Source organism: Streptomyces brevispora (genome assembly GCF_007829885.1).
In the GTDB taxonomy this organism is placed as follows: Bacteria; Actinomycetota; Actinomycetes; order Streptomycetales; family Streptomycetaceae; genus Streptomyces; species Streptomyces brevispora.
On record NZ_VIWW01000001.1, the window covers coordinates 1,658,451 to 1,681,220 of the forward strand.

Sequence of the window (22,770 nt, forward strand, 5' to 3'; positions counted from 1 at the left end):
CACTTTCACATACAGGGATGCTGATGACCTCCGAATCCCCCGGTTACATACCCGGAGCGAGACGCGTGGCCCGAGTCGCCGCCGCAGCCGGTCTGGTGGCCGCGCTGGCCGCCACGGGTGTCGCCCCCGTCTTCGCCGCCGACGACCCGGCCACCGCCCCGGTCAAGGCCGCCGCCGGCAACGCCACGGCGGACAAGCTCGGCACGGCCGACGCCGATCTGCTCGCCAAGGCGCGGGCCAAGGGCGAGAAGAACATCACGATGATGGTCGCCACCGCACCCGGTGCGACCGCGCAGGTCACCAAGCAACTGGACGCCGTCAAGGGCTCCGTGCTGGGGCGTGCGTACGACAAGCTCGGGTACGTACGGGCGACCGTGCCGACCGCGACCGCCGAGGCCACCATCAAGGCGGCGTCGAAGCTGACCTCCGTCCACGGCATCGATCTCAAGCAGGAGATCATGCTGGACGACCCGACTCCCGCGGCCGACCGGGCGACCGGCGCCAAGACCACGGCGAAGTCGACCGGCACCTACCCGGCACCGGACAAGAAGACTCCGGCGAAGAACCCGTACAACCCGTCGTTCGAGACGGGTGCGGTCGACTTCGTGAAGCAGCACCCGAAGGCCGACGGCCGGGGCGTGACCATCGGCATTCTGGACGCGGGCGTCGACATCGCTCACCCGGCCCTCCAGAAGACCACCACCGGCGAGCGCAAGATCACCGACTGGGTGACGGCCACCGACCCGGTCAGTGACGGCGACGGCACCTGGCTGCGGATGACGGACGCCGTGTCCGGTCCGACGTTCACCTACAAGGGCCGCACCTACTCCGCGCCCAAGGGCTCGTACAGGATCAGCCTGTTCGCCGAGGCCGCCACCAAGGGCGGCGACATGGCGGGCGACCTGAACCGCGACGGCGACACCACCGACGTGTGGGCCGTGCTGTACGACCCGGTCACCGGCACCACCCGGGTGGACCTGAACAACAACGCGGACTTCTCCGACGACGACGTCCTGAATCCGTACAAGGAGAAGCACCAGGTCTCCTACTTCGGCACGGACGACCCGCGCACCGATGTCGTCGAGCGCATCCCGTTCGTCGTCGAGACCCGCAAGAACGTGGTGTACAACGCGGCCGGGAACACCTCCGACTACGTCAGCATCGGTGTCATCGAGTCCGAGCACGGCACACACGTCGCGGGCATCACCGCCGCGAACGGCCTGTTCGGCGGCAAGATGAACGGTGCCGCGCCCGGCGCGAAGATCGTCTCCTCGCGCGCCTGCACCTGGTCCGGCGGCTGCACCAACATCGCGCTCACCGAGGGCATGATCGACCTCGTCGTGAACCGCGGTGTCGATGTCGTCAACATGTCGATCGGCGGCCTGCCGGCCCTCAACGACGGCAACAACGCGCGTGCCGAGCTCTACAAGCGCCTCATCGACATCTACGGCGTCCAGCTGATCATCTCGGCCGGCAACAACGGTCCGGGCGTCAACACCATCGGTGACCCCGGCCTGGCCGACCACGTCATCTCGGTCGGCGCGTCCGTCTCCAAGGAGACCTGGGCCGCCAACTACGGCTCCGGCGTCACCAAGAAGTACGACATGATGCCGTTCTCCTCGCGCGGTCCGCGTGAGGACGGCGGCTTCACGCCGACGCTGTCGGCGCCCGGTGCGTCGATCAACTCGACGCAGACCTGGTTGCCCGGTTCGCCGGTCAAGGAGGCGGGCTACTCGCTTCCGGCCGGTTACTCCATGCTCCAGGGCACGTCGATGGCCTCGCCGCAGGCCGCCGGTGCGACGGCGCTGCTGCTGTCCGCCGCGAAGCAGAAGCACATCGAGCTGCCCCCGGCCGATCTGCGCACCGCGCTGACCAGCACCGCCACCGAGATCAAGGGGGTGCCCGCGCACGCCCAGGGTGCCGGTCTGATCGACATCATCGGCGCCTGGAAGCAGATCCAGAAGCAGGGCGCCCCGGCGCACGAGTACACGGTCAAGGCCCCGGTCGACACCGCGATCGACTTCGCGCTGAAGACCCCGGGCTTCGGCACCGGTCTGTACGACCGTGAGGGCGGCCTCCGGGCCGGCCAGACGAAGTCGTACGACGTCACGGTCACCCGCACCACGGGCGCGGACAAGAACGTCACGCACAAGCTGTCGTGGAAGTACAACGACGGCACCTTCAAGCTGACCGGTCCGTCGACCGTCTCGCTGCCGCTCGGCAAGCCGGTGACGGTCAAGGTCCAGGCGAAGCCGGGCAGCGCGGGCGTGCACAGCGCGATCCTCCAGCTCGACGACGCGAAGACCTCCGGGGTGGACCAGCAGATCCTCGCCACGGTCGTCGTCGCCAAGGACCTGCTGAAGCCCACCTACGCCTTCACGGCGTCCGGTTCGGTGCAGCGCAACAGCACCACGTCGTACTTCGTGAACGTGCCGGAGGGCGCCAGGACCCTTGAGGTCGCGATGAGCGCCCTGCGCTCGGGCAGCCAGACCCGCTTCATCTCCATCCACCCGTACGGCGTGCAGGTGGAGAACGGCGGGACGCCGTACTGCTACCCGAACTACGAGAACCCGGCCAACACCTGCCGCCCCGACGCGCGCTCGTACGCCAAGCCGCAGGCCGGTGTCTGGGAGATCGAGGTCGAGGCCCGGCGTACGTCGCCGCTGCTGGACAACCCGTACAAGCTGGATGTCTCGTTGCTCGGAGCGACCTTCGACCCGGCGGTGCAGACCATCGCCGAGGCGAAGATCGGCACCCCGGCCGCGGTGAACTGGACCGTCACCAACAACGCGGGTGACCTGGCGGGCAAGCTCAAGGGCGGCTCGCTGGGCTCGGCCGAGGTCGAGCGTCCGTCGATCTCCACCGGTGGCCAGTACGCCAAGGAGGTCACCATCGGCGCGGGCGTCGAGAAGCTGGACATCGCCATCGGCGGTACTTCGGACACCAACGCCGACCTCGACCTGTACGTCTTCCGGGGAGCGACCCAGGTGGGCGCCTCCACCACGGCGGGCTCCGAGGAGGCCGTCAGTCTGCTGAAGCCGGCCGCCGGTACGTACACGATCGTCATCGACGGGTACGACGTACCGGCCGGGACGACCGAGTACGACTTCCGCGACGTGTACTACGCGCCGTCGCTCGGCACGATCGCCGTCGACGAGTCGAAGGCCGTCAACCTGGCCCCCGGCGCGTCGGCCCAGGTCGGCGCCCAGGTCGTGGTCGCCGGGGCGGCCCCCGAGGGCCGGCAGTTCTTCGGCGAGATCCAGCTGGTGAACGCACGCGGCACCGCGGCGGGCACCGGCAGCGTCGTGATCCAGAAGGTCGCGCCGTAGCGGCGTCGCACTGATCATGTGATCTGCACAACAGCGGGGCGGGAGCTCGATGAGCTCCCGCCCCGCCGTGCTGAGCGCACCCGGTCCGGTCCCTCTCGCGCGCCCTGTCCGCTCCCCGGACAATGGATTGGACAAGAAAGCCGTGGACATACGCATCATGGAGTGGCAACCGTGCCAGTTCGTACGTTGAAGGAGTCCCTGTGAAGGTCGGAATCGTCGGCGCCACCGGTCAGGTCGGCACAGTCATGCGCGGGATCCTGGCCGAGCGGAAGTTCCCCGTCGCCGAGCTGCGGCTCTTCGCCTCCGCACGCTCCGCGGGCTCCACCATCGCTTACGAGGGCACCGACATCACCGTCGAGGACGCCTCCACGGCCGACTACACCGGCCTTGACATCGTGCTCTTCTCGGCCGGCGGCTCGACGTCGAAGGCGCTCGCCGAGAAGGTCGCCGCCCAGGGCGCCGTCGTGATCGACAACTCCTCCGCCTGGCGCAAGGACCCCGAGGTCCCGCTGGTCGTCTCCGAGGTCAACGCGCACGCGATCGCGAACCGCCCCAAGGGCATCATCGCCAACCCGAACTGCACCACGATGGCCGCCATGCCGGTGCTGCGCCCGCTGCACGACGAGGCCGGCCTGGAGGCGCTGACCGTCGCCACGTACCAGGCGGTGTCCGGCTCCGGTCTGTCCGGCGTCGCCGAGCTGCACGGCCAGGTCTCCAAGGTCGTCGCCGAGGCCGACAAGCTCACCCACGACGGCGGGGCCGTCGACTTCCCCGAGCCCGGCGTCTACAGGCGTCCGATCGCGTTCAACGTGCTGCCGCTGGCCGGCGCCATCGTCGACGACGGCTCCTTCGAGACGGACGAAGAGCAGAAGCTCCGCAACGAGTCCCGCAAGATCCTGGAGATCCCGGAGCTGAAGGTGTCCGGTACCTGTGTCCGGGTCCCGGTCTTCTCCGGCCACTCGCTCCAGATCAACGCCCGGTTCGCCCGTCCGATCAGCGTGCAGCGCGCGTACGAGCTGCTGCGGGACGCCCCGGGCGTCGAGATCTCGGAGATCCCCACCCCGCTCCAGGCCGCCGGGCAGGACGCGTCGTTCGTCGGGCGGATCCGGGCCGACGAGACCGTGGAGCACGGTCTCGCGCTCTTCGTCTCCAACGACAACCTGCGCAAGGGCGCCGCGCTGAACGCGGTGCAGATCGCGGAGCTGGTGGCGGCCGAGCTCAAGGGCTGACGGGCTGACGCGACGGGAACAGGGGGAAGGGCGGCTGCCGCGCGGGACGCGGCAGCCGCCCTTCGCCTGTCCGCCGGAGAGCGAGGTGCCGTCGCGGAGCAGCGTCGATTTCGGCCATGCGCCGGCGCGGGACCATCGACGCTCCCGCCGGTGGCACGTCACAGCCACTTCACTTGGGTGTCCGGCATGGAAGGATGGCCGGAAACGTCACATAGCAAGGAGATGACCGCGTGCCTGGCACGAACCTGACCCGCGAAGAGGCACAAGAGCGGGCGCGCCTGCTGACCGTGGACGCGTACGAGATCGATCTCGACCTCTCCGGAGCGCAGGACGGTGGAACCTACCGGTCCGTCACCACCGTGCGCTTCGACTCCGCCGAAGCCGGTGCGGAGACCTTCATCGACCTCATCGCCCCGGCCGTGCACGAGGTCGAGCTGAACGGCAAGGCCCTGGACGTCGCGGCCGTGTTCCGCGACTCGAGGATCGCCCTGCCGCACCTGGTGGCCGGATCCAACGAGCTGAAGGTCGTCGCCGACTGCTCGTACACCAACACGGGCGAGGGCCTGCACCGCTTCGTCGACCCGGTCGACCAGCAGGCCTACCTCTACACCCAGTTCGAGGTCCCGGACGCGCGCCGGGTCTTCGCGAGCTTCGAGCAGCCCGACCTGAAGGCGACCTTCCGGTTCACCGTGAAGGCCCCGTCCGGCTGGACGGTGATCTCCAACTCGCCGACGCCGGAGCCCAGTGACGACGTCTGGTCGTTCGAGCCGACGCCGCGCATCTCCACCTACATCACCGCGCTGATCGTCGGCCCGTACCACTCGGTGCACAGCAGCTACGAGAAGGACGGCCAGTCCGTCCCGCTCGGCATCTACTGCCGTCCCTCGCTCGCCGAGTACCTCGACGCGGACGCGATCTTCGACGTGACCCGTCAGGGCTTCGACTGGTTCCAGGAGAAGTTCGACTACGCGTACCCGTTCGCCAAGTACGACCAGCTGTTCGTACCGGAGTTCAACGCGGGCGCGATGGAGAACGCGGGTGCGGTCACCATCCGTGACCAGTACGTCTTCCGCTCCAAGGTGACGGACGCGGCGTACGAGACGCGGGCCGAGACGATCCTGCACGAGCTGGCCCACATGTGGTTCGGCGACCTCGTCACCATGCAGTGGTGGAACGACCTGTGGCTGAACGAGTCGTTCGCCACCTACACCTCGATCGCCTGCCTGGCGTACGCCGACGGCTCGCGGTGGCCGCACTCCTGGACCACGTTCGCCAACTCCATGAAGACCTGGGCGTACCGGCAGGACCAGCTGCCGTCGACGCACCCGATCATGGCCGACATCCGTGACCTGGACGACGTCCTGGTCAACTTCGACGGCATCACGTACGCCAAGGGCGCCTCGGTCCTGAAGCAGTTGGTGGCGTATGTCGGCATGGACGAGTTCTTCAAGGGCGTCCAGGCCTACTTCAAGGCGCACGCCTTCGGCAACACCCAGCTGTCGGACCTGCTGGGCGCGCTGGAGGAGACCTCCGGGCGTGATCTGAAGACCTGGTCGAAGGCTTGGCTCGAAACGGCCGGCATCAACATCCTGCGCCCGGAGATCGAGACGGACGGCGACGGCCGTGTCACCTCGTTCACCGTGCTCCAGGAGGCGCCCGCGCTGCCCGCCGGGGCGAAGGGCGAGCCGACGCTGCGGCCGCACCGCATCGCCATCGGCTGCTACGACCTCGACGCGTCCGGGAAGCTGGTCCGTACGGACCGGATCGAGCTGGACGTCGACGGCGAGCGCACCACCGTGCCGTTCCCGGCCGGCACCGCGCGTCCCGCCGTCGTGCTGCTCAACGACGACGACCTGTCGTACGCGAAGGTCCGGCTCGACGAGGACTCGCTGCGGGTCGTCACCGAGCACCTGGGTGACTTCACGGAGTCCCTCCCGCGCGCCCTGTGCTGGGCCTCCGCCTGGGACATGACCCGGGACGGCGAACTGGCCACGCGGGACTACCTGTCGCTCGTCCTGTCCGGCATCGGCAAGGAGTCGGACATCGGCGTCGTCCAGTCGCTGCACCGTCAGGTGAAGATGGCGCTGGAACTGTACGCGGCGCCCCAGTGGCGCGAGGCGGGGCTGACCCAGTGGACCGAGGCGACGCTCGCGCACCTGCGCGCGGCGGAGCCGGGCAGCGACCACCAGCTGGCCTGGGCCCGTGCCTTCGCGGCGACGGCCCGCAACCCCCATCAGCTCGATCTGCTCCAGTCGCTGCTCGACGGCACCCAGGTGGTCGAGGGCCTGGCCGTCGACACCGAGCTGCGCTGGGCCTTCGTCCAGCGGCTGGCCGCGACGGGGCTGCTGGACGACGACGAGATCGCCGCCGAGTACGAGCGCGACCGGACGGCGGCGGGCGAGCGCCACGCGGCCTCCGCCCGTGCGGCACGTCCCTCCGAGGAGGCGAAGGCGGCGGCCTGGGCCTCGGTCGTCGAGTCCGACAAGCTGCCGAACTCCCTCCAGGAGGCGGTCATCGACGGGTTCGTCCAGACCGACCAGCGCGAGCTGCTGGCTCCGTACACGGAGAAGTTCTTCGCCTCGGTGAAGGACGTCTGGGACTCGCGCAGCCACGAGATGGCCCAGCAGGTCGCCGTCGGTCTCTACCCGGCGCTCCAGGTCTCGCAGGAGACCCTGGACGCCACGGACGCCTGGCTGGCCGCGGCCGAGCCGAGCGCCGGTCTGCGCCGGCTGATGTCGGAGTCCCGTTCGGGTGTGGAGCGGGCGCTGAGGGCCCGTGCGGCGGACGCGGCGGCGACCGCGTAACCCTGTTCGGAAGCCGCCCGGCGGGCAGGCGCGTTCGCGCAGCCGTCCGCCGGGCGGGAACAGGGGCGCCGAACGGTTCTACGCGCCCGACTCCTCGTAGCGGGCGGCCAGTTCGGCCGCTCCGGACTCGGTCAGCGAGCCGTGCAGGCGCATCCTGGCCACCCCGCCGTCGGGGAAGGCGTCCAGCCGGACGTGGGTGACCACGGCCTGGGCGCGGAGCGGGAAGCGGTGGGGGGTGTCGGGCCGGAGCCGGGTGCGGGGGATGATCTCGAACCATTCGCCCGTCTCGCCGTCGCGGCCCTGGAGGGCGATCCAGCCGGCCGCGTTCCCCAGGAGGTAGGCCGTGTCGATCTCGACCGCGCGGACCGCGCCCTGGGCGGGCAGCCGGAAGCGCACCCAGTCGTTGGTGTCGCGGACCCGGCGGCGGCGGTTCTCCCAGCCGTCGTCCATCTTGCGGGAGGTGCCGGGCAGGATGATCTGGGTCGGCGAGGAGTAGAAGCGGTCGGACGCGTCCTCGTAGCTGCCGCCGTTCAGGACCGAGATCAGGTCGAACGTGCCGAGCGCCGCGAGCCAGGACGGGTCGGGGACCACCTCGCCGTGCACCCGGAGGCGGGCGACGCCGCCGTCGGGGTGCTGGCAGAGGCGCAGATGGGTGTAGCGGCGGCCGCCGGTGATCTCGAAGCCGTTGGCGGCGTGGCCGCGTACGGGGGTCGGCGGGACGATCTCGTCCCACTTGACGTCGTCGGCGAGGAGCTCCTCGGGACCGGGCGAGCCCTGCACCGATGTCGCCAGGACCGAGACGCGCTGCGGGTAGTTGCCGCGGAAGTGGGCGGTGTCGACGACGATGCCGCGGATGATTCCGGGGGCGCCGAGGCGGATCAGGGCCCAGTCGTGCTCGTCGGGGGCCGGGAACGGACGGGCGGCGTCCGCGCCGCGGCGGCGGCGGGTCTCCCAGCCGTCCATGATCTTGCCCTTGTGGCCGAAGCGCTCGGGGTCGAAGACCGCGCGCTCCCTGACGAGGAGGTTCTCGCGCTGCGCGAAGAACTCGTCGTTGGCGGCGATCACGCCCGCCCCGAGGCGCCGGTCGGCGAGGTCCACCAGCTCGGTGAAGGTTCCGGTGAAGGTGCGGTAGTCGGCGTACGGGTCACCGCCGCCGTACGGGGCCGCGTCGTTGGCGTGGGGGTCGTCGTCCAGGGCGGGGGCATCGCTCGCGTCGAAGGTCATGTGCCCACTGTCGTACGGGCCCATCCATCAGGTCCATCGAAAGTTTTCGCACGTTTCATTCAGTTCAACTGAACGATTCTCCCAACCGGACGACCGGACGTCCCCCTCAAGTGGACGTCCTCCCTCAACTGGATGCCCGCTCCTGGCCGAACGCCCTCCCTCAGCTGAACGACGCCTCGCGTGCGGCGCCGACCTCCTTGAGCGCGGCGAGCACCCGGGCCACCGCCGGACCGGCCTCGGCCCCCTGCCGTACCGCCGCCACCACATGGCGCCGGGGCAGGTCGGCACCGAGAACGCGCAGGGCCACGCCCTTGCGGCGTTCCGCCGACGCCATCCTCGGGATCAGTGCGACGCCCATGCCGGCCTCCACCATGGCCAGGATCGCGGTCCATCCGGAGGCGCTGTGGGCCTGCTCGGGGACGAACCCGGCGGCCTCGCAGGCGGCGGTGGTGATCTCCGACCACGGGCCCGAGCCGCCGAAGATCCAGGGCTCGGCGGCGAGGTCGGCCAGCCGGAGCCCGGGGGCGGCGGCCAGCGGGTGCCCGACCGGGAGGGCGACGTCGAGGGGGTCGGCGAGCAGCGGCAGCAGGGCGAACCGGGTGTCGCGCGCCGTCGGCGCGTGCGCGGCGAGCGAGAGCGCGAGGTCGACGTCACCGCCGGAGAGGAGTTCGTACGCCTCAGCGGCCTCGGCCTCCCGCACCCGCACGTCGGGGCCCGGCCGTCCGTCGGCGCGCAGCAGTTGGACCGCCGGTACAACGAGGGCGGGCACGGCGGTCGAGAACGCCCCGACCCGCACCTCCCCCGCCTCGCCCCGCAGATACCCGGCCAACTCGGCTTCGGCGCGCTCCAGTTGGGCGAACACCGCTTCGGCGTGGCGGAGTACGAGGTGCGCGGCGTCGGTGAGCCGGACCCGTCTGCCCTGCGCCTCCAGCAGTGGCACACCGAGCTGTCTGCCCAGGTTCGACAGCTGCTGGGACACCGCGGAGGGGGTCATCAGCAGCGCATCGGCCGTCGCCGTGACGGTCCCGCGCTCGCTCAGCACCCGCAGGATCCGGAGCTTCTTGATGTCCCACTCGGTCATGTCCGCACACTAGACCGACCCGCGACCGGGGCGGGTCCTCGGGGCAACGCGAACAGGGCGTCCCGATGTGTGCTTGCGCACATCAAGACGCCCGGGGTGCGGAGCCGGTGGAGCCGCGCGGCGCCTGGTGCCGCGCGGCTCGGATCAGACCTGCTTCTTGGACTTGTCGAGGACCATGACCAGGCCGGCGATGACCCCGAACAGCACAATGGGGGCCACGACGAACAGGCCGATCGTGTCGATCGCGCTCAGGCCGGTGCCCGGGTCGTCGCCGTCGTCGCGGGTGAGCGCGAGCGCGGGGGACGTCATGAGCAGCATCATCAGCGTCGTTCCGGCAGCGACGGCGCCGGCGCGCATAGCGTTCTTCTTGTCCACGGTGCAAACGTAGCGAACGGCTACGAGGGCCGCGCGCCCGGGGGTGCCGTACGGGTCCTCGGAGGCTCCTGGCGAGGCCTGAAGACCTCCATCAGCCTGTGCAGCCGGGGGGAGGCGGCCAGCTCCTCCAGGGTGACCGGGTGGCCCTCGGCGTCGGCGATGGGCAGCCGCCAGTTGGGGTACTCGTCCCAGGTGCCCGGCAGGTTCTGCGGGCGGCGGTCGCCGATCGTGTCGGGCAGCCAGACCCCGGTCATCCGGGCGGGGGTGCGCAGCAGGAAGCGGTGGACGGCGCGGACGGCCGCCTCCTCGTCACCGCCGCCCTCCGGGAGCACGCCGAGCCGTAAGAGCACGCGGAGCCACTCCACGGTGTCGGCGCGGGCCTCCATGCGCTCCTGGTCCAGCGGGCGGGCGAGCAGGCCGAGGCGGTGGCGCAGCGTCACGTGGTCGCCGGTCAGCCGGGCCGCGGTGGAGGGCAGATCGTGGGTGGTGGCGGTGGCCAGGCAGCCCTCGCGCCAGTCCTCGGGGGCCAGCGGGCGGCCGGTGCCCGACCAGTCCCGCTCGAACCAGAGCACGGAGGTGCCGAGGACGCCGCGGCGGGCGAGCGCCTCGCGGACGCCGGGTTCGACGGTGCCGAGGTCCTCCCCCATGACGACGGCGCCCGCCCGGTGGGCCTCCAGGACGAGGACGGCGAGCATCGCCTCGGCGTCGTGGCTGACATAGGTGCCCTCGGCGGGCGGGCGCCCCTCGGGCACCCACCAGAGCCGGAACAGGCCCATGACGTGGTCGATGCGCAGGGCGCCGGCCCGGCCGAGGATCCCGCGCAGCAGTCCGCGGTACGGGGCGTAGCCGGACGCGGCGAGGACGTCGGGGCGCCAGGGCGGCAGCCCCCAGTCCTGGCCCCGTGCGTTGAAGGCGTCCGGGGGTGCGCCGACGGACATGCCGTGCGCGAAGGCGTCCTGCTGGGCCCAGCTGTCGGCGCCGCCGGGGTGCACGCCGACGGCGAGGTCGTGGACGATCCCGACGGCCATCCCGGCGTCCCGGGCGGCGCGCTGGGCGTCGGCGAGCTGAGTGTCGGTCAGCCAGGCGAGCCGGCAGTGGAAGTCGATCCGGTCGAGCAGTGCGGCACGGGCGCGGGCGGTCTCCCTGGAGCGGGGATCGCGCAGTGCGGGCGGCCAGTTGTGCCAGTCGGAGCCGTGCACCTCGGCAAGGGCGCACCACAGGGCGTGGTCCTCCAGGGCCTGTCCCTGTTCGGCGAGGAAGTCGCAGTAGGCGGCGCGGCGACCGGGTGTGAGCGGGACCTCGACGAGGATGGCGAGGGCCTGCCGCTTGAGCTCCCAGACGGCGTCGCGGTTGATCAGGGCGCCCTTGTCGAGGACGGCGTCGCTCAGCTCTCCGGCTCTGCGGCGCAGATCGTCCAGTGCGGCCCGGTCGGGCGCGTGCCCGTACTCCGGGACGGACTCGATGCGCAGGTGCACGGGGTCGGGGAAGCGCCGCGAGGACGGGCGGTAGGGCGACGGGTCGGTGGGGCTGCCCAGGACCGCGGCGTGCAGCGGATTGACCTGGACGAAGCCGGCGCCGAGGCTGCGCCCGGACCAGGAGGCGAGGTCGGCGAGGTCACCGAGGTCGCCCATGCCCCAGGAGCGGGCGGAGAGCAGCGAGTAGAGCTGCACGAGGAAGCCGTGGCTGCGGGAGGGCGGCTGCGGGACGCCGGCCGGGGCGACGACGAGCGTGCAGGACTCGACGGGCCGCTCCGGCGCCCGGACGGTCAGCCGGTGCACCCCAAGCGGTGGTTCGGCCCACCAGCCGGGCACGGGCGCACCGCCCACCGGGCCGTCCGCCGGACCTGGTGCACCGTTCGCCAAGCCGTTCGCCGGGCCGGGCGCGCCGTTCGCCAAGCCGTTCGCCGGGCCGGGCGCGCCGTTCGCCAAGCCGTTCGCCGGGCCGGGCGCGCCGTTCGCCAAGCCGTTCGCCGGGCCGGGCGCGCCGGAAACGGCCGGATCCGTATCCCCGGCCGGGGTCCGCATCCGGGCCGGCGGAGCCGATCCGGCCTCCTCGGGCCGGACGGTCAGCTCCGTGCCGGGCGGCAGCGCGGTCAGGGCCCGGGGCAGCGGCTCCCCCGTCCACACCACCAGGGTGGGCGGGAGCAGCCGGGAGCCGGCCGCGGACTCGGCGGCGGCGAGCGCCTTCCGTAGCGCCTCGGGTGTGGCGGCGTCGACACCGAGCGCGGCGAGCACCGCGACGACCGTGCCGTCGGGGACGGGCACCGTGACGTCGGCGGACGGGGAGTAGGAGGTGGCGACGCCGTGCAGCGCGGCAAGCCGGGACAAGCCCATTCAGACTCCTGGGGACTCCATGCCCCAAGCGCTGCCGGAAGAAGCCGGCTCGCTGGTCAGCGGGGCGGGAACGGCGAGCGGGGGCTCACTGGTCAGGGGTGTGGCGTCGGCGAGCGGGGGCTCACTGGTCAGAGGTATGCCGTCGGCCGACGGCGCTTCGCTGGTGAGCGGGCCGGGGACGGTGGCCGGGCATGCGCTGATCAGCGGGGCGGGAACCGGCACCTGTTCGGTCAGGGCGGAGAGCAGGAGCTGCGCGGCAGCGGGCATGGTGGCCTCCTGGCCGTGGAGAGCAGGACACAGCAGACCTACCCAGCGGACGCATCCGCAGACGTAGGCGTTACGACAACGAGTTCAACGTGCTCTGGGTCACAATCCGTTCCCTGGAGGCCGGTTCCCCGTAAGACATCCGTCAATTTCGGCCATTCGGCGTCATCTTTCGCGTGCCGCGACGACCACCGAGCGCGCCCGACCCCATCCGCCACATCGGGCATTTGCACCACAACGACCACCCGCATTGACACCCTCGCGCGCGGGTGGTGGGCTCTGGGCTCACTGGTGGGAGCGAAGGGAGAACGGGCATGCAGCTCAGGCGCAGGAAGCACGCGGCAGCGGTCGCCGTGGCCGTGCTGGGCGGACTGCTCTCCGCGGGAGCCCCGGCCGCCTTCGCCGCCCCTCCGGTGCCCGGTACGCCCGCCGCGAGCTCCCCCGACCGCACGGACGACGCCTCGCTGCCCTCCGTGTGGCCCCGGCCGCAGAGCATCAAGGCGTCCGGGTCCGCGGTCCACCTCTCCGGCGAGGTCACGCTCGTCGCCGACGCGCAGGCCGACCCGTACGCCGTCGCCGCGCTCCGTCAGGTCCTGCGCGACGCGGGCGTGCTGACCGTCCACGAAGCCCTGCCGGGCCGCGGCCCGGTCATCCGGCTCGGCGGCGACGGGGCCATGGACGCGCTGCGCACGCTGCGCACGCCCGACCGTGCCGATCTGCCCCTCGGCGGATACCGGATCGCGGCCGGCCCGGTCGCGGGCCGGGACACCGTCGCCGTGGACGGCCTCGGGGACGACGGGCTCTTCCACGCGGTGCAGACCCTGCGTCAGCTGATCCGGGGCGGCAGTGTCGCCGGGGTCACCGTCCGGGACTGGCCCTCCAGCGCCGTGCGCGGGATGACCGAGGGGTTCTACGGGCAGCCCTGGACCCAGGAGGAGCGGCTCTCCCAGCTCGGCTTCATGGGGCGCACGAAGCAGAACAGGTATCTGTACGCGGCGGGCGACGACCCCTACCGGCAGGCCCGCTGGCGCGAGCCGTACCCCGCCGAGCGGCGTGCCGACTTCCGCGCGCTGGCCGAGCGGGCCGCCGCCGAACACGTGACGCTCGGCTGGGCCGTGGCACCCGGTCAGTCGATGTGCCTGTCCTCGGACCGCGACGTGAAGGCGCTGACGAAGAAGATCGACGCGATGTGGGCCCTGGGGGTGCGCGTCTTCCAGGTGCAGTTCCAGGACGTCAGCTACAGCGAGTGGCACTGCTCGGCCGACGCCGAAGCCTTCGGCGACGGCCCGCAGGCGGCCGCCAGGGCGCAGGCCCGCGTCGTGAGCGCGGTGGCCCAGCACCTCGCGGACCGCCACCCGGGTTCGCAGCCGCTGTCGATGATGCCGACGGAGTTCTACCAGGACGGGGCGACCGACTACCGCACGGCGCTCGCCAAGGAGCTGGACGACCGGGTACAGGTCGCCTGGACCGGTGTCGGGGTCGTACCGAGGACCATCACCGGCGGCGAACTGGCCGGTGCGCGATCCGCGTTCCGCCATCCGCTGGTCACGATGGACAACTACCCGGTCAACGACTACGCGCAGGACCGGATCTTCCTCGGCCCGTACACCGGACGCGAACCGGCGGTCGCCATCGGTTCGGCGGCGCTGCTGGCCAATGCGATGGAGCAGCCGTCCGCCTCCCGGATCCCGCTGTTCACCGCCGCCGACTTCGCCTGGAACCCGCGGGGGTACCAGCCGCAGGAGTCCTGGCAGGCGGCCATCGACGACCTCGCGGGCGAGGACACCGGCAGCCGGGACGCGCTGCGCGCACTGGCCGGGAACAGCGCGGCCTCCGTGCTGGGCGGTGACGAGTCGGCGTATCTGCGACCGCTGCTCGTCGCCTTCTGGAAGTCCCGTGAGGGGACGGACACCGCCGCACGCGACGAGGCGGCGCGCCGGCTGCGGGCCGCCTTCACCGTGATGCGGGAGGCCCCGCAGCGGCTGGCCGGACTCGCCGACGGGCGCCTCGACGACGAAGTGCGGCCGTGGACCGAGCAGTTGTCCCGGTACGGCAGGGCGGGCGAACTGGCCGTCGACCTGCTCCAGTCCCAGGCGCGCGGCGACGGGGCGGCCGCCTGGCAGACGTCGCTGGCCCTGGAGCCGGTGCGCAAGGCCGTGAAGGCGAGCGGTGCGACGGTCGGCAAGGGGGTGCTCGGCCCGTTCCTGGACCGGGCGCGCGAGGAGGCCGACTCCTGGACCGGGACGGACCGCGACAACGGCACGGTGACCGAGGCCCAGGGCAGCTATACGGTGCGGCTGAGCCGGGCCCGTCCGCTGGAGGCCGTCACCGCGACGGCCGTGCCGGGCAGCGGCGCCGCGGAGGCGACGGTTCAGGCCCATGTGCCCGGTGAGGGCTGGCACAGCCTCGGCCCACTGTCGGCGAGCGGCTGGACCCAGACGCGGGGGCGGGGCCTGTGGGCCGACGCGGTCCGGATCAGCTGGCCGACCACCACCCCGTCGGTCACCGGTGCGCCGCCCCTGATCATCCCTCCGCTCGCGGGCGCGGCCCCGTCCGCCGGAACGGCGCCCCGGGTGCGCTCGCTCGTGCCGTGGTTCGGCGACGAGCCCGCCGCCCGGCTCGACCTCGTGCGCGGGGAGACGGACGCCGAGATCGGCGGCAAGCCGCAGCGGGTCGCGGCCCGGCTGTCGGCGGGCCGGCCGGCCGAGGTGCGCGGCGCACTCACCGCGAAGGCCCCCAAGGGCATCGAGGTGCGGGTCCCCAAGCAGACGACCGTCCCGCGCGGTTCCCGTACCGACGTGCCCGTGGAGATCACCGTCCCCGCGGACACCCCTGCGGGCGAGTACGAGGTGCCGTTCTCCTTCGGTGCCGAGGAGACCACCCTGACCGTCCGGGCCTACCCGCGCACCGCGGGCCCCGACCTGCTGCGCACGGCCACCGCCTCCTCGTCGGGCGACGAGACCGCGGACTTCCCGGCGGACGCCGCGTCGGACGGCGACCCGGGGACCCGCTGGTCCTCACCGGCCGAGGACGGCGCCTGGTGGCAGGCGGAACTGCCCGCCCCGGTCCGGGTGGGCCAGGTGGTGCTGGACTGGCAGGACGCGTACGCCTCCAGCTACCGCATACAGGTCTCCTCGGACGGCCGCAGCTGGCGCACGGCGGCCACCGTCCGGGACGGCCGGGGCGGGCACGAGTCGGTCCGGATGGACGCGAAGGACACCCGGTTCATCAGGGTTCAGGGCGACAGGCGGGCCACCGAGTACGGCTACTCGCTCTGGTCGGTACAGGCATACGCCGTGGCCGCGCAGGACGAGTAACCGCGCGCCGGCCCCGGGGACGGAAGAGGCCCGGGCGTTCAGGCGGAGATGCCATCGATCCGGGCCATCGCGTCGTCCGCTCCGAACGGTTGCAAGTAGGGCAGCCAGCGCGGGTCGCGGTGGCCCGTGCCGATGATCCGCCAGGCCAGTCCGGTCGGCGGTGCGGGCTGCTGGTGCAGCCGCCAGCCGAGCTCGGGCAGATGGCGGTCGGCCTTGACGTGGTTGCAGCGGCGGCAGGCCGCCACCACGTTCTCCCAGGCGTGCAGTCCGCCGCGGCTGCGCGGAATGACGTGGTCGACGCTGGTCGCGGCGGCGCCGCAGTACATGCAGCGCCCGCCGTCCCTGGCGAAGAGCGCCCGGCGGGTCAGCGGGACGGGCCCCCGGTAGGGGACGCGCACGAACCGCTTCAGGCGGACGACGCTGGGGGCCGGGACGGCACGGGTGGCACTGTGCATGAAGGCGCCGGACTCCTCGAGGCAAATGGCCTTGTTCTCGAGGACGAGGACGAGCGCGCGGCGGAGCGGTACGACGCCGAGCGGCTCGTACGACGCGTTGAGAACCAGGACATGCGGCACGGTTGATGCCTCCTTGTACGCCGGCGGCGCGTGGCTCGCGCCGGGACGATCCGATGTCAGTCTCCCCTCTGGCCTGGCAGAAGCGCCACCACGTGCGGGTAACGGGCTGGAAGGATTTTCCTCCGCCCGAGCCGTTCGTACGCCGGGAAACGCACCGGAACAGGCGCTTCAGGGGCCCTGCCGCGCACCGCCGCGCCCTGTGTGCGATCGGCCACACGCACTGCCGCCGGCCGGGTCCCTTACCTGCTCCATATCCCCGGGTGAGCCGTGTCTCTCCCCTCGATCACGGCAACGGAGGACGTCCGATGCCCCGTTAGTGTGGTTGTTCAGCGCTCGCCCAACTGGAGGTTTCACCGTGTCCCCGTCCGCCCTGTTGGCCGCAGTTCAGTCACCCGAGCCGGGTGGCTCGCTGGACGAAGCCGCGAAGCAGGCAGGCAACGCCGCGGGCTGGGTCGAGGAGAACTGGTCCATCTGGCTGAACACCGGTCTGCGGATCGTGCTCATCGCCGCCATCGCGATCGCGTTGCGCATCGCGGTCCGCCGTGCCCTGACCAAGCTCATCGACCGCATGAACCGCAGCGCCCAGGCGGTGGAGGGCACCGCGCTGGGCGGTCTGCTGGTCAACGCGGAGCGGCGCCGCCAGCGCTCGGAGGCGATCGGTTCGGTACTCCGCTCGGTGGCCTCGTTCCTGATCCTCGGTACCGCCGCCCTGATGATCCTGGGCGCGTTCCAGATCAACCTGGCGCCGCTGCTGGCCTCGGCCGGGGTCGCCGGGGTGGCGCTCGGTTTCGGCGCCCGCAACCTGGTCACCGACTTCCTCTCCGGTGTCTTCATGATCCTGGAGGACCAGTACGGCGTCGGCGACACCGTCGACGCGGGCGTCGCCTGCGGCGAGGTCATCGAGGTCGGCCTGCGGGTCACGAAGCTGCGCGGCGACCACGGCGAGATCTGGTATGTCCGCAACGGCGAGGTGAAGCGGATCGGCAACCTCAGCCAGGGCTGGTCCACCGCGGGCGTCGATGTGCAGGTACGCCCCACGGAAGACCTCGAACAGGTCGGTACGGTCATCACCGAGGCCGCCCAGCAGATGGCCAAGGAGGACCCGTGGACCGAGCGCCTGTGGGGTCCGGTGGAGATCCTGGGCCTGGACGCGGTGCTGCTGGACTCGATGACGGTCCGGGTGACCGCGAAGACGATGCCGGGCAAGGCCCTGGGCGTGGAGCGCGAGCTGCGCTGGCGCATCAAGCGCGCCTTCGACGAGGCGGGCATCCGCATGATCGGCGGTGTCCCGGCCCAGCCGGACGAACCCTCGACAGCCGACCCGACGGCCGCGATGTCCGCCCCCTCGGCCTACGCCTCGGCCACCTCGCCCCAGTCCATGGCGGCGACCCCGATAGCGCCGCCGAGCATCTCCAAGTAGCACCCGTCCGTACGTCCCACGAGTGAGGGGAGCCCCGCGAGATCCGCGGGGCGCCCCTCACTTGCGTGTCATCACTCCCCCGGAGCCGCTTGCCGCAGCAGCCGGTGGATGAATCAATGTCAGGCAACTCGGTTCGTCCGTGGCCACGTTGGGAACAGAAACCCACAGAGCGCCACCCCGAAGCAGGCCCGAGCCGCATGGGTCCGACCCCCGCCCAGGTAACGCTTTGGTTGCCACCGCGATGCAGACCATTGACGGCCAGGTGACGCGCGCCCTACGGTCCTCTCACCGAATAGGAAACTTTCCTAACAGAGGGCAGGTGCAGTGATCATGGCCGGAACCACGCCGGGCACCCCTCGCGTCCTGCGGGCCATGAACGACCGGGCCGCCCTCGACCTGCTGCTGGAACACGGACCCCTCTCGCGGACCAGGATCGGGAAGCTGACGGGCCTGTCGAAGCCCACCGCCTCCCAGCTGCTGGCCCGGCTGGAGGCGGCCGGTCTGGTCGTCGCCACCGGGACCGTGGCCGGGCGGCCGGGGCCCAATGCGCAGCTGTACGCCGTCAACGCCTCGGCCGCCCATGTGGCCGGGCTCGACGTGAACGCCCAGCGAATCGTCGCAGCCGTCGCCGATGTGACGGGTGAGACGGTCGGGGAGTTCGAGCTGCGGACCCCGGGGCGGCGCGCCGACAGCGTGGTGCGGCAGGTGGCGGACGCGCTCGACGGGGCGGTGAAGGACGCCGGGCTGACCCGTTCCGACGTGCACCGGCTCGTCATCGGCACGCCGGGCGCCTTCGACCCGGGCACGGGCCGGCTGCGGTACGCCTCGCACCTGCCCGGCTGGCACTCCTCGACCCTGCTGGACGAGCTGGCCGCCTTCCTTCCCATGCCGGTCGAGTACGAGAACGACGTGAACCTCGTCGCGGTGGCCGAACAACGGCTCGGCGCGGCCCGCGGGCACGACGACTTCGTACTGCTGTGGAACGAGGAGGGCCTCGGCGCCGCCCTCGTCATCAACGGCCGGCTGCACCGGGGCTTCACCGGTGGCGCCGGTGAGGTCGGGTTCCTGCCGGTGCCGGGCGCGCCGTTGGTCCGGCAGGTCACCAAGGCCAACTCGGGCGGCTTCCAGGAGCTGGCCGGCGCCCAGGTGCTCGCCCGGCTGGCCCGCGAACTCGGGATCGACGACGAAGCGGTACGCGGTCCGGGCACCCACCACGAGATCGCCGCCGGTCTGCTGGGCCGGGCCGCCGAGGCCGTGGAGCGGGGCGAGGGCGGACCGTACGGCCGGCTGCTCGATCTGTTCGCCACCGGTCTGGCGACCGGCCTTGCCTCGATGCTCGCCGTTCTCGACCCCGAGGTCGTCGTGCTGTCGGGAGAGCTGATCTCGTGCGGCGGGGAACCGCTGCGCAGCCGGGTTGCGGCCGAGCTCGCCGAGCTCGCCGCGTCCCGGCCCCGGCTGATCGCCGCAGAGGTGACCCACCGGCCCGTACTGCGCGGCGCGCTGGAGAGCGCGCTCGCCACCACCCGCGACGAAGTGTTCGACACCTCGCGCTGAACCCCTTCCACCACCCCCCGCACCTGCACCGCCTTCCCTTCCTGTCCCAACCCTTCATCGGGAGACACCACCATGTCCGGAAACCGCCGGAAGCCTGCCGTCGCACTCGCCGCGACCGCCGCGATAGCCCTGTTCGCCTCCGCCTGTACCGGGCAGAGCAGCTCCGGCGCCAAGGATGACGCGTCCAAGGAGACGACCATCAACTTCTGGCACGGCTGGAGTGCCCCGGGTGAGGTCAAGGGAATTCAGGACACCATCGACGCCTTCGAGAAGGCGCACCCCAACATCCATGTGAAGGTCGTCGGCAACATGACCGACGACAAGATCAACCAGGCGCTCCGCGCGGGCGGTTCCAAGGCCCCGGACGTCGTGTCGTCGTTCACCACGAACAACGTGGGCAAGTTCTGCAAGTCGAAGGCCTTCGTCGACCTCAACCCGTTCCTGAAGAAGGACGGGATCGACCCGGACACGACCTTCCCGAAGGCGATGAACGAGTACACCCAGTTCGAGGGCGTGCGCTGCACGGTCCCTCTGCTCGGTGACGCGTACGGCCTCTACTACAACAAGGACGCGTTCAAGGCGGCCGGCATCACCAGCCCGCCCAAGACGTGGTCCGAGCTGGCCGTCGACGCGAAGAAGCTGACGAAGTCCAAGGGCGACTCGTACGAGCAGCTCGGCTTCATGCCGAACTACCACGGCTACGAGTCGACCACCGAGCACTACCTCGGTGGCTGGGACCCGTCGTACTTCGACGCGGACGGCAAGTCCGACATCGCCAAGGACCCGTCCTTCGCCACCATGCTCACCAACCAGAAGAAGCTGGTCGACTCGCTGGGCGGCTATCAGAAGCTGGAGAAGTTCCGCACCGGCTTCGGTGACGAGTGGGGCGCCAAGCACCCGTTCCACACCGGCCAGGTGGCCATGCAGCTGGACGGCGAATGGCGTCTGGGCATGGCCGAGGAGACCAAGCCGAAGTTCGAGATCGGTGTGGCCCCGATGCCCGTCGCCGACGACCAGGCCGACACCTACGGCAAGGGCTATCTGACCGGCACCATCGCCGGTATCGCCGCCACCTCGTCCAAGCAGAACGCCGCTTGGGAGCTGGTCAAGTTCATGACGACCGACACCGACGCGGTGGTGAACTTCGCCAACGCCATTCACAACGTGCCGTCCACGCTGGCCGCGCTGAAGTCGCCGAAGCTGAAGTACGACCCGCGCTTCAAGACCTTCCTGGACATCGCCGCCAACCCGAAGAGCACCACCACCCCGCCCTCGGTGAACGGCGGCGCGTACCTGGTGTCCCTGCAGAACCTCGGCTTCGACGTCGAGAAGGGCAACCAGACGGACATCAAGGCGGGTCTGGAAAAGACCGCCAAGGAAATCGACGCCGCGATCGCACAGGCGAAGTAGCACCACGATGAGCACGTACACACTCCGCTCGAAGCGCCGCCGTTCGGCGCTTCGGACGGCGGCCTTCATGTCGCCGTGGCTGATCGGGTTCTGCGTCTTCTTCGCCTACCCGCTGATCTCCACGCTCTATTTCTCCTTCACCAGCTACGACGGCTTCTCGGCCCCGGAGTTCAGCGGGCTGAAGAACTGGTCGTTCGTCTTCAACGACTACCCGCTGTTCTGGCCCGCCCTGCGCAACACGCTGTGGCTGGTCCTGGTCATGGTGACCTGCCGGGTGGTGTTCGGACTCGGCATCGGCATGCTGATCACCAAGATCAAGACGGGCACCGGAGTCTTCCGGACGCTCTTCTACCTGCCGTACCTCGCGCCGCCGGTCGCCGCCACGCTGGGCTTCGTCTTCCTGCTCAACCCGGGTACCGGACCGGTCAACTCGATCCTCGGCGAGCTCGGACTGCCGACCCCGGGCTGGTTCACCGACGCCACCTGGTCCAAGCCCGCGCTGACCGCGCTCGCGGTCTGGGGGGTGGGCGACCTGATGGTGATCTTCATGGCCGCGCTCCTGGACGTACCGAAGGAGCAGTACGAGGCGGCGGAGCTGGACGGGGCGTCCTCGTACCAGCGGTTCCGCTTCGTCACACTGCCGAACATCTCGCCGATCATCATGTTCGCCGTGGTCACCGGCATCATCCAGACGATGCAGTACTACACCCAGCCACTCGTGGCGGGGAAAGTCGCCTCGGGTGTCATGGGCGGCTCCGGGCAGCAGTTCGAACCGGGGTATCCCGACAAGTCGACACTGACGCTTCCGCAGCTCGTCTACAACCTCGGTTTCCAGCGCTTCGACTACGGCTCCGCCTGCGTGGTCGCGCTCGTTCTCTTCGTCCTCGCCATGGCGTTCACCGCACTGCTGATGCGGCGCCGCAGCGGACTGATCCAGGCAGGTGAGTGACGTGGCGCAGGTTCTCGAAACCCCGAAGGCCGGCGGACCGGTGAGCGACCCCGTCACCCCGGCCCAGCGCGTCGCGCGCCGCAAGGCGCTGCTGCACTGGATCGGTGTGCACTCGCTCGGCGTCGCGGCCGCACTCTTCTTCGTGCTGCCGTTCGTCTTCCTCTTCCTCACCTCGCTGATGAGCGACCAGCAGGCACTGACCCGTGACCTGTGGCCGCACCCCTTCGAGTGGAGCAACTACAAAGAGGTGTTCAACACCCCGGGCTTTCTGACCTGGTGGAAGAACACCCTGCTGTACGCGGGCCTGGGCACCGTCCTCACGGTCGTTTCCTCGCTGCCCGTGGCGTACGCGCTCGCCAAGTTCCGCTTCCGCGGCCGGCATCTGTCGCTGATGCTCGTCATCTCGATGATGATGCTTCCGCCGCAGGTCGTCGTCATCCCGATGTACCTGTTCTGGGCCAAGCAGCTGGACATGTCCGGCACGCTCTGGCCGCTGATCATCCCGATGGCCTTCGGCGACGCGTTCTCCATCTTCCTGCTGCGGCAGTTCCTGCTGACCATTCCGAACGAGTACCTCGACGCGGCGAAGGTCGACGGCTGCGGTGAATTCCGCACCCTGCTGCGCGTCGTGATACCGATGGCCAAGCCGGGCATCGCCGCGGTCGCCCTCTTCCAGTTCTTCTACGCCTGGAACGACTACTTCGGACCGCAGATCTACGCCTCGGAGAACCCGGCGGCCTGGACCCTGAGTTATGGACTGGAGTCCTTCAAGGGCGCACACCACACCGACTGGAACCTGACCATGGCCGCGACCGTTCTGGTCATGGCCCCTGTGATCGTCGTCTTCTTCTTCGCACAGAAGGCCTTTGTCGAAGGCGTCACACTGACCGGAGTAAAGGGCTGATT

Annotated in this window: 15 protein-coding genes; 9 read left to right on the forward strand and 6 right to left on the reverse strand. The window is 70.9% G+C overall.

What is annotated here, in order from left to right; all coding sequences use genetic code 11:
* The first annotated feature begins 17 nt into the window (after positions 1–17).
* The 3 genes from FHX80_RS07740 (at position 18) to pepN (ending at position 7,362) form a co-directional block, all read left to right on the forward strand.
* Complete coding sequence (locus tag FHX80_RS07740) at positions 18–3,329, forward strand: S8 family serine peptidase (protein WP_208764600.1); 3,312 nt, start codon at positions 18–20, stop codon at positions 3,327–3,329.
* Between the two features lie 200 nt (positions 3,330–3,529).
* Positions 3,530–4,558: an aspartate-semialdehyde dehydrogenase gene (locus FHX80_RS07745; RefSeq protein ID WP_145763522.1), complete on the forward strand. Its 1,029-nt coding sequence runs from the start codon at positions 3,530–3,532 to the stop codon at positions 4,556–4,558.
* 230 nt (positions 4,559–4,788) lie between these two features.
* On the forward strand, positions 4,789–7,362 hold the full coding sequence (pepN, locus tag FHX80_RS07750) for an aminopeptidase N (protein WP_145763523.1): 2,574 nt from the start codon (positions 4,789–4,791) through the stop codon (positions 7,360–7,362).
* A 78-nt stretch (positions 7,363–7,440) separates the two neighbouring features.
* On the opposite strand, the gene alc is transcribed toward pepN, so the two are convergent.
* From alc to FHX80_RS07775, 5 genes are all read right to left on the reverse strand, one after another.
* Positions 7,441–8,586, reverse strand: a complete 1,146-nt coding sequence (alc, locus tag FHX80_RS07755) for an allantoicase (protein ID WP_145763524.1) — start codon at positions 8,584–8,586, stop codon at positions 7,441–7,443.
* A gap of 160 nt (positions 8,587–8,746) precedes the next feature.
* Positions 8,747–9,667 carry a LysR substrate-binding domain-containing protein gene (locus FHX80_RS07760; protein ID WP_145763525.1) on the reverse strand — a complete coding sequence of 307 codons (921 nt, stop codon included), beginning with the start codon at positions 9,665–9,667 and terminating at the stop codon, positions 8,747–8,749.
* A 144-nt stretch (positions 9,668–9,811) separates the two neighbouring features.
* Positions 9,812–10,042: a hypothetical protein gene (locus FHX80_RS07765; protein ID WP_145763526.1), complete on the reverse strand. Its 231-nt coding sequence runs from the start codon at positions 10,040–10,042 to the stop codon at positions 9,812–9,814.
* A gap of 20 nt (positions 10,043–10,062) precedes the next feature.
* On the reverse strand, positions 10,063–12,375 hold the full coding sequence (malQ, locus tag FHX80_RS07770; protein WP_145763527.1) for a 4-alpha-glucanotransferase: 2,313 nt from the start codon (positions 12,373–12,375) through the stop codon (positions 10,063–10,065).
* Positions 12,376–12,642 carry a hypothetical protein gene (locus FHX80_RS07775; RefSeq protein ID WP_145763528.1) on the reverse strand — a complete coding sequence of 89 codons (267 nt, stop codon included), beginning with the start codon at positions 12,640–12,642 and terminating at the stop codon, positions 12,376–12,378.
* A gap of 311 nt (positions 12,643–12,953) precedes the next feature.
* On the opposite strand from FHX80_RS07775, the gene FHX80_RS07780 reads away from it, so the two are divergent.
* On the forward strand, positions 12,954–15,956 hold the full coding sequence (locus FHX80_RS07780; RefSeq protein WP_145763529.1) for a glycoside hydrolase family 84 protein: 3,003 nt from the start codon (positions 12,954–12,956) through the stop codon (positions 15,954–15,956).
* 38 nt (positions 15,957–15,994) lie between these two features.
* Here the strand turns inward: FHX80_RS07780 and FHX80_RS07785 are convergent, their stop codons facing one another.
* Positions 15,995–16,531, reverse strand: a complete 537-nt coding sequence (locus tag FHX80_RS07785; protein ID WP_145763530.1) for an HNH endonuclease — start codon at positions 16,529–16,531, stop codon at positions 15,995–15,997.
* A gap of 355 nt (positions 16,532–16,886) precedes the next feature.
* Here FHX80_RS07785 and FHX80_RS07790 point away from each other — a divergent pair, with 355 nt between their 5' ends.
* The 5 genes from FHX80_RS07790 to FHX80_RS07810 all read left to right on the forward strand — a co-directional run bounded on the left by FHX80_RS07790 (position 16,887) and on the right by FHX80_RS07810 (position 22,768).
* A complete protein-coding gene (locus tag FHX80_RS07790) occupies positions 16,887–17,951 on the forward strand; it encodes a mechanosensitive ion channel family protein (RefSeq protein ID WP_145763531.1) in 1,065 nt (354 codons plus the stop codon).
* 330 nt (positions 17,952–18,281) lie between these two features.
* Positions 18,282–19,505 carry an ROK family transcriptional regulator gene (locus FHX80_RS07795; protein WP_145763532.1) on the forward strand — a complete coding sequence of 408 codons (1,224 nt, stop codon included), beginning with the start codon at positions 18,282–18,284 and terminating at the stop codon, positions 19,503–19,505.
* A gap of 72 nt (positions 19,506–19,577) precedes the next feature.
* Complete coding sequence (locus tag FHX80_RS07800; RefSeq protein ID WP_145763533.1) at positions 19,578–20,915, forward strand: ABC transporter substrate-binding protein; 1,338 nt, start codon at positions 19,578–19,580, stop codon at positions 20,913–20,915.
* Between the two features lie 7 nt (positions 20,916–20,922).
* On the forward strand, positions 20,923–21,864 hold the full coding sequence (locus FHX80_RS07805; RefSeq protein ID WP_024492270.1) for a carbohydrate ABC transporter permease: 942 nt from the start codon (positions 20,923–20,925) through the stop codon (positions 21,862–21,864).
* A 1-nt stretch (position 21,865) separates the two neighbouring features.
* Positions 21,866–22,768 (forward strand): carbohydrate ABC transporter permease, encoded by a 903-nt coding sequence (locus tag FHX80_RS07810; protein ID WP_145763534.1) that lies wholly within the window; start codon positions 21,866–21,868, stop codon positions 22,766–22,768.
* The last annotated feature ends 2 nt before the right edge of the window (positions 22,769–22,770 follow it).

Coding starts and splice junctions, on each gene's coding strand:
- FHX80_RS07740 (WP_208764600.1), top strand. CDS start 18: ATGCTGATGACCTCCGAATCCCCCGGTTACATACCCGGAGCGAGACGC.
- alc (WP_145763524.1), bottom strand. CDS start 8,586: ATGACCTTCGACGCGAGCGATGCCCCCGCCCTGGACGACGACCCCCAC.
- FHX80_RS07760 (WP_145763525.1), bottom strand. CDS start 9,667: ATGACCGAGTGGGACATCAAGAAGCTCCGGATCCTGCGGGTGCTGAGC.
- malQ (WP_145763527.1), bottom strand. CDS start 12,375: ATGGGCTTGTCCCGGCTTGCCGCGCTGCACGGCGTCGCCACCTCCTAC.
- FHX80_RS07775 (WP_145763528.1), bottom strand. CDS start 12,642: ATGCCCGCTGCCGCGCAGCTCCTGCTCTCCGCCCTGACCGAACAGGTG.
- FHX80_RS07780 (WP_145763529.1), top strand. CDS start 12,954: ATGCAGCTCAGGCGCAGGAAGCACGCGGCAGCGGTCGCCGTGGCCGTG.
- FHX80_RS07795 (WP_145763532.1), top strand. CDS start 18,282: ATGGCCGGAACCACGCCGGGCACCCCTCGCGTCCTGCGGGCCATGAAC.
- FHX80_RS07800 (WP_145763533.1), top strand. CDS start 19,578: ATGTCCGGAAACCGCCGGAAGCCTGCCGTCGCACTCGCCGCGACCGCC.
- FHX80_RS07805 (WP_024492270.1), top strand. CDS start 20,923: ATGAGCACGTACACACTCCGCTCGAAGCGCCGCCGTTCGGCGCTTCGG.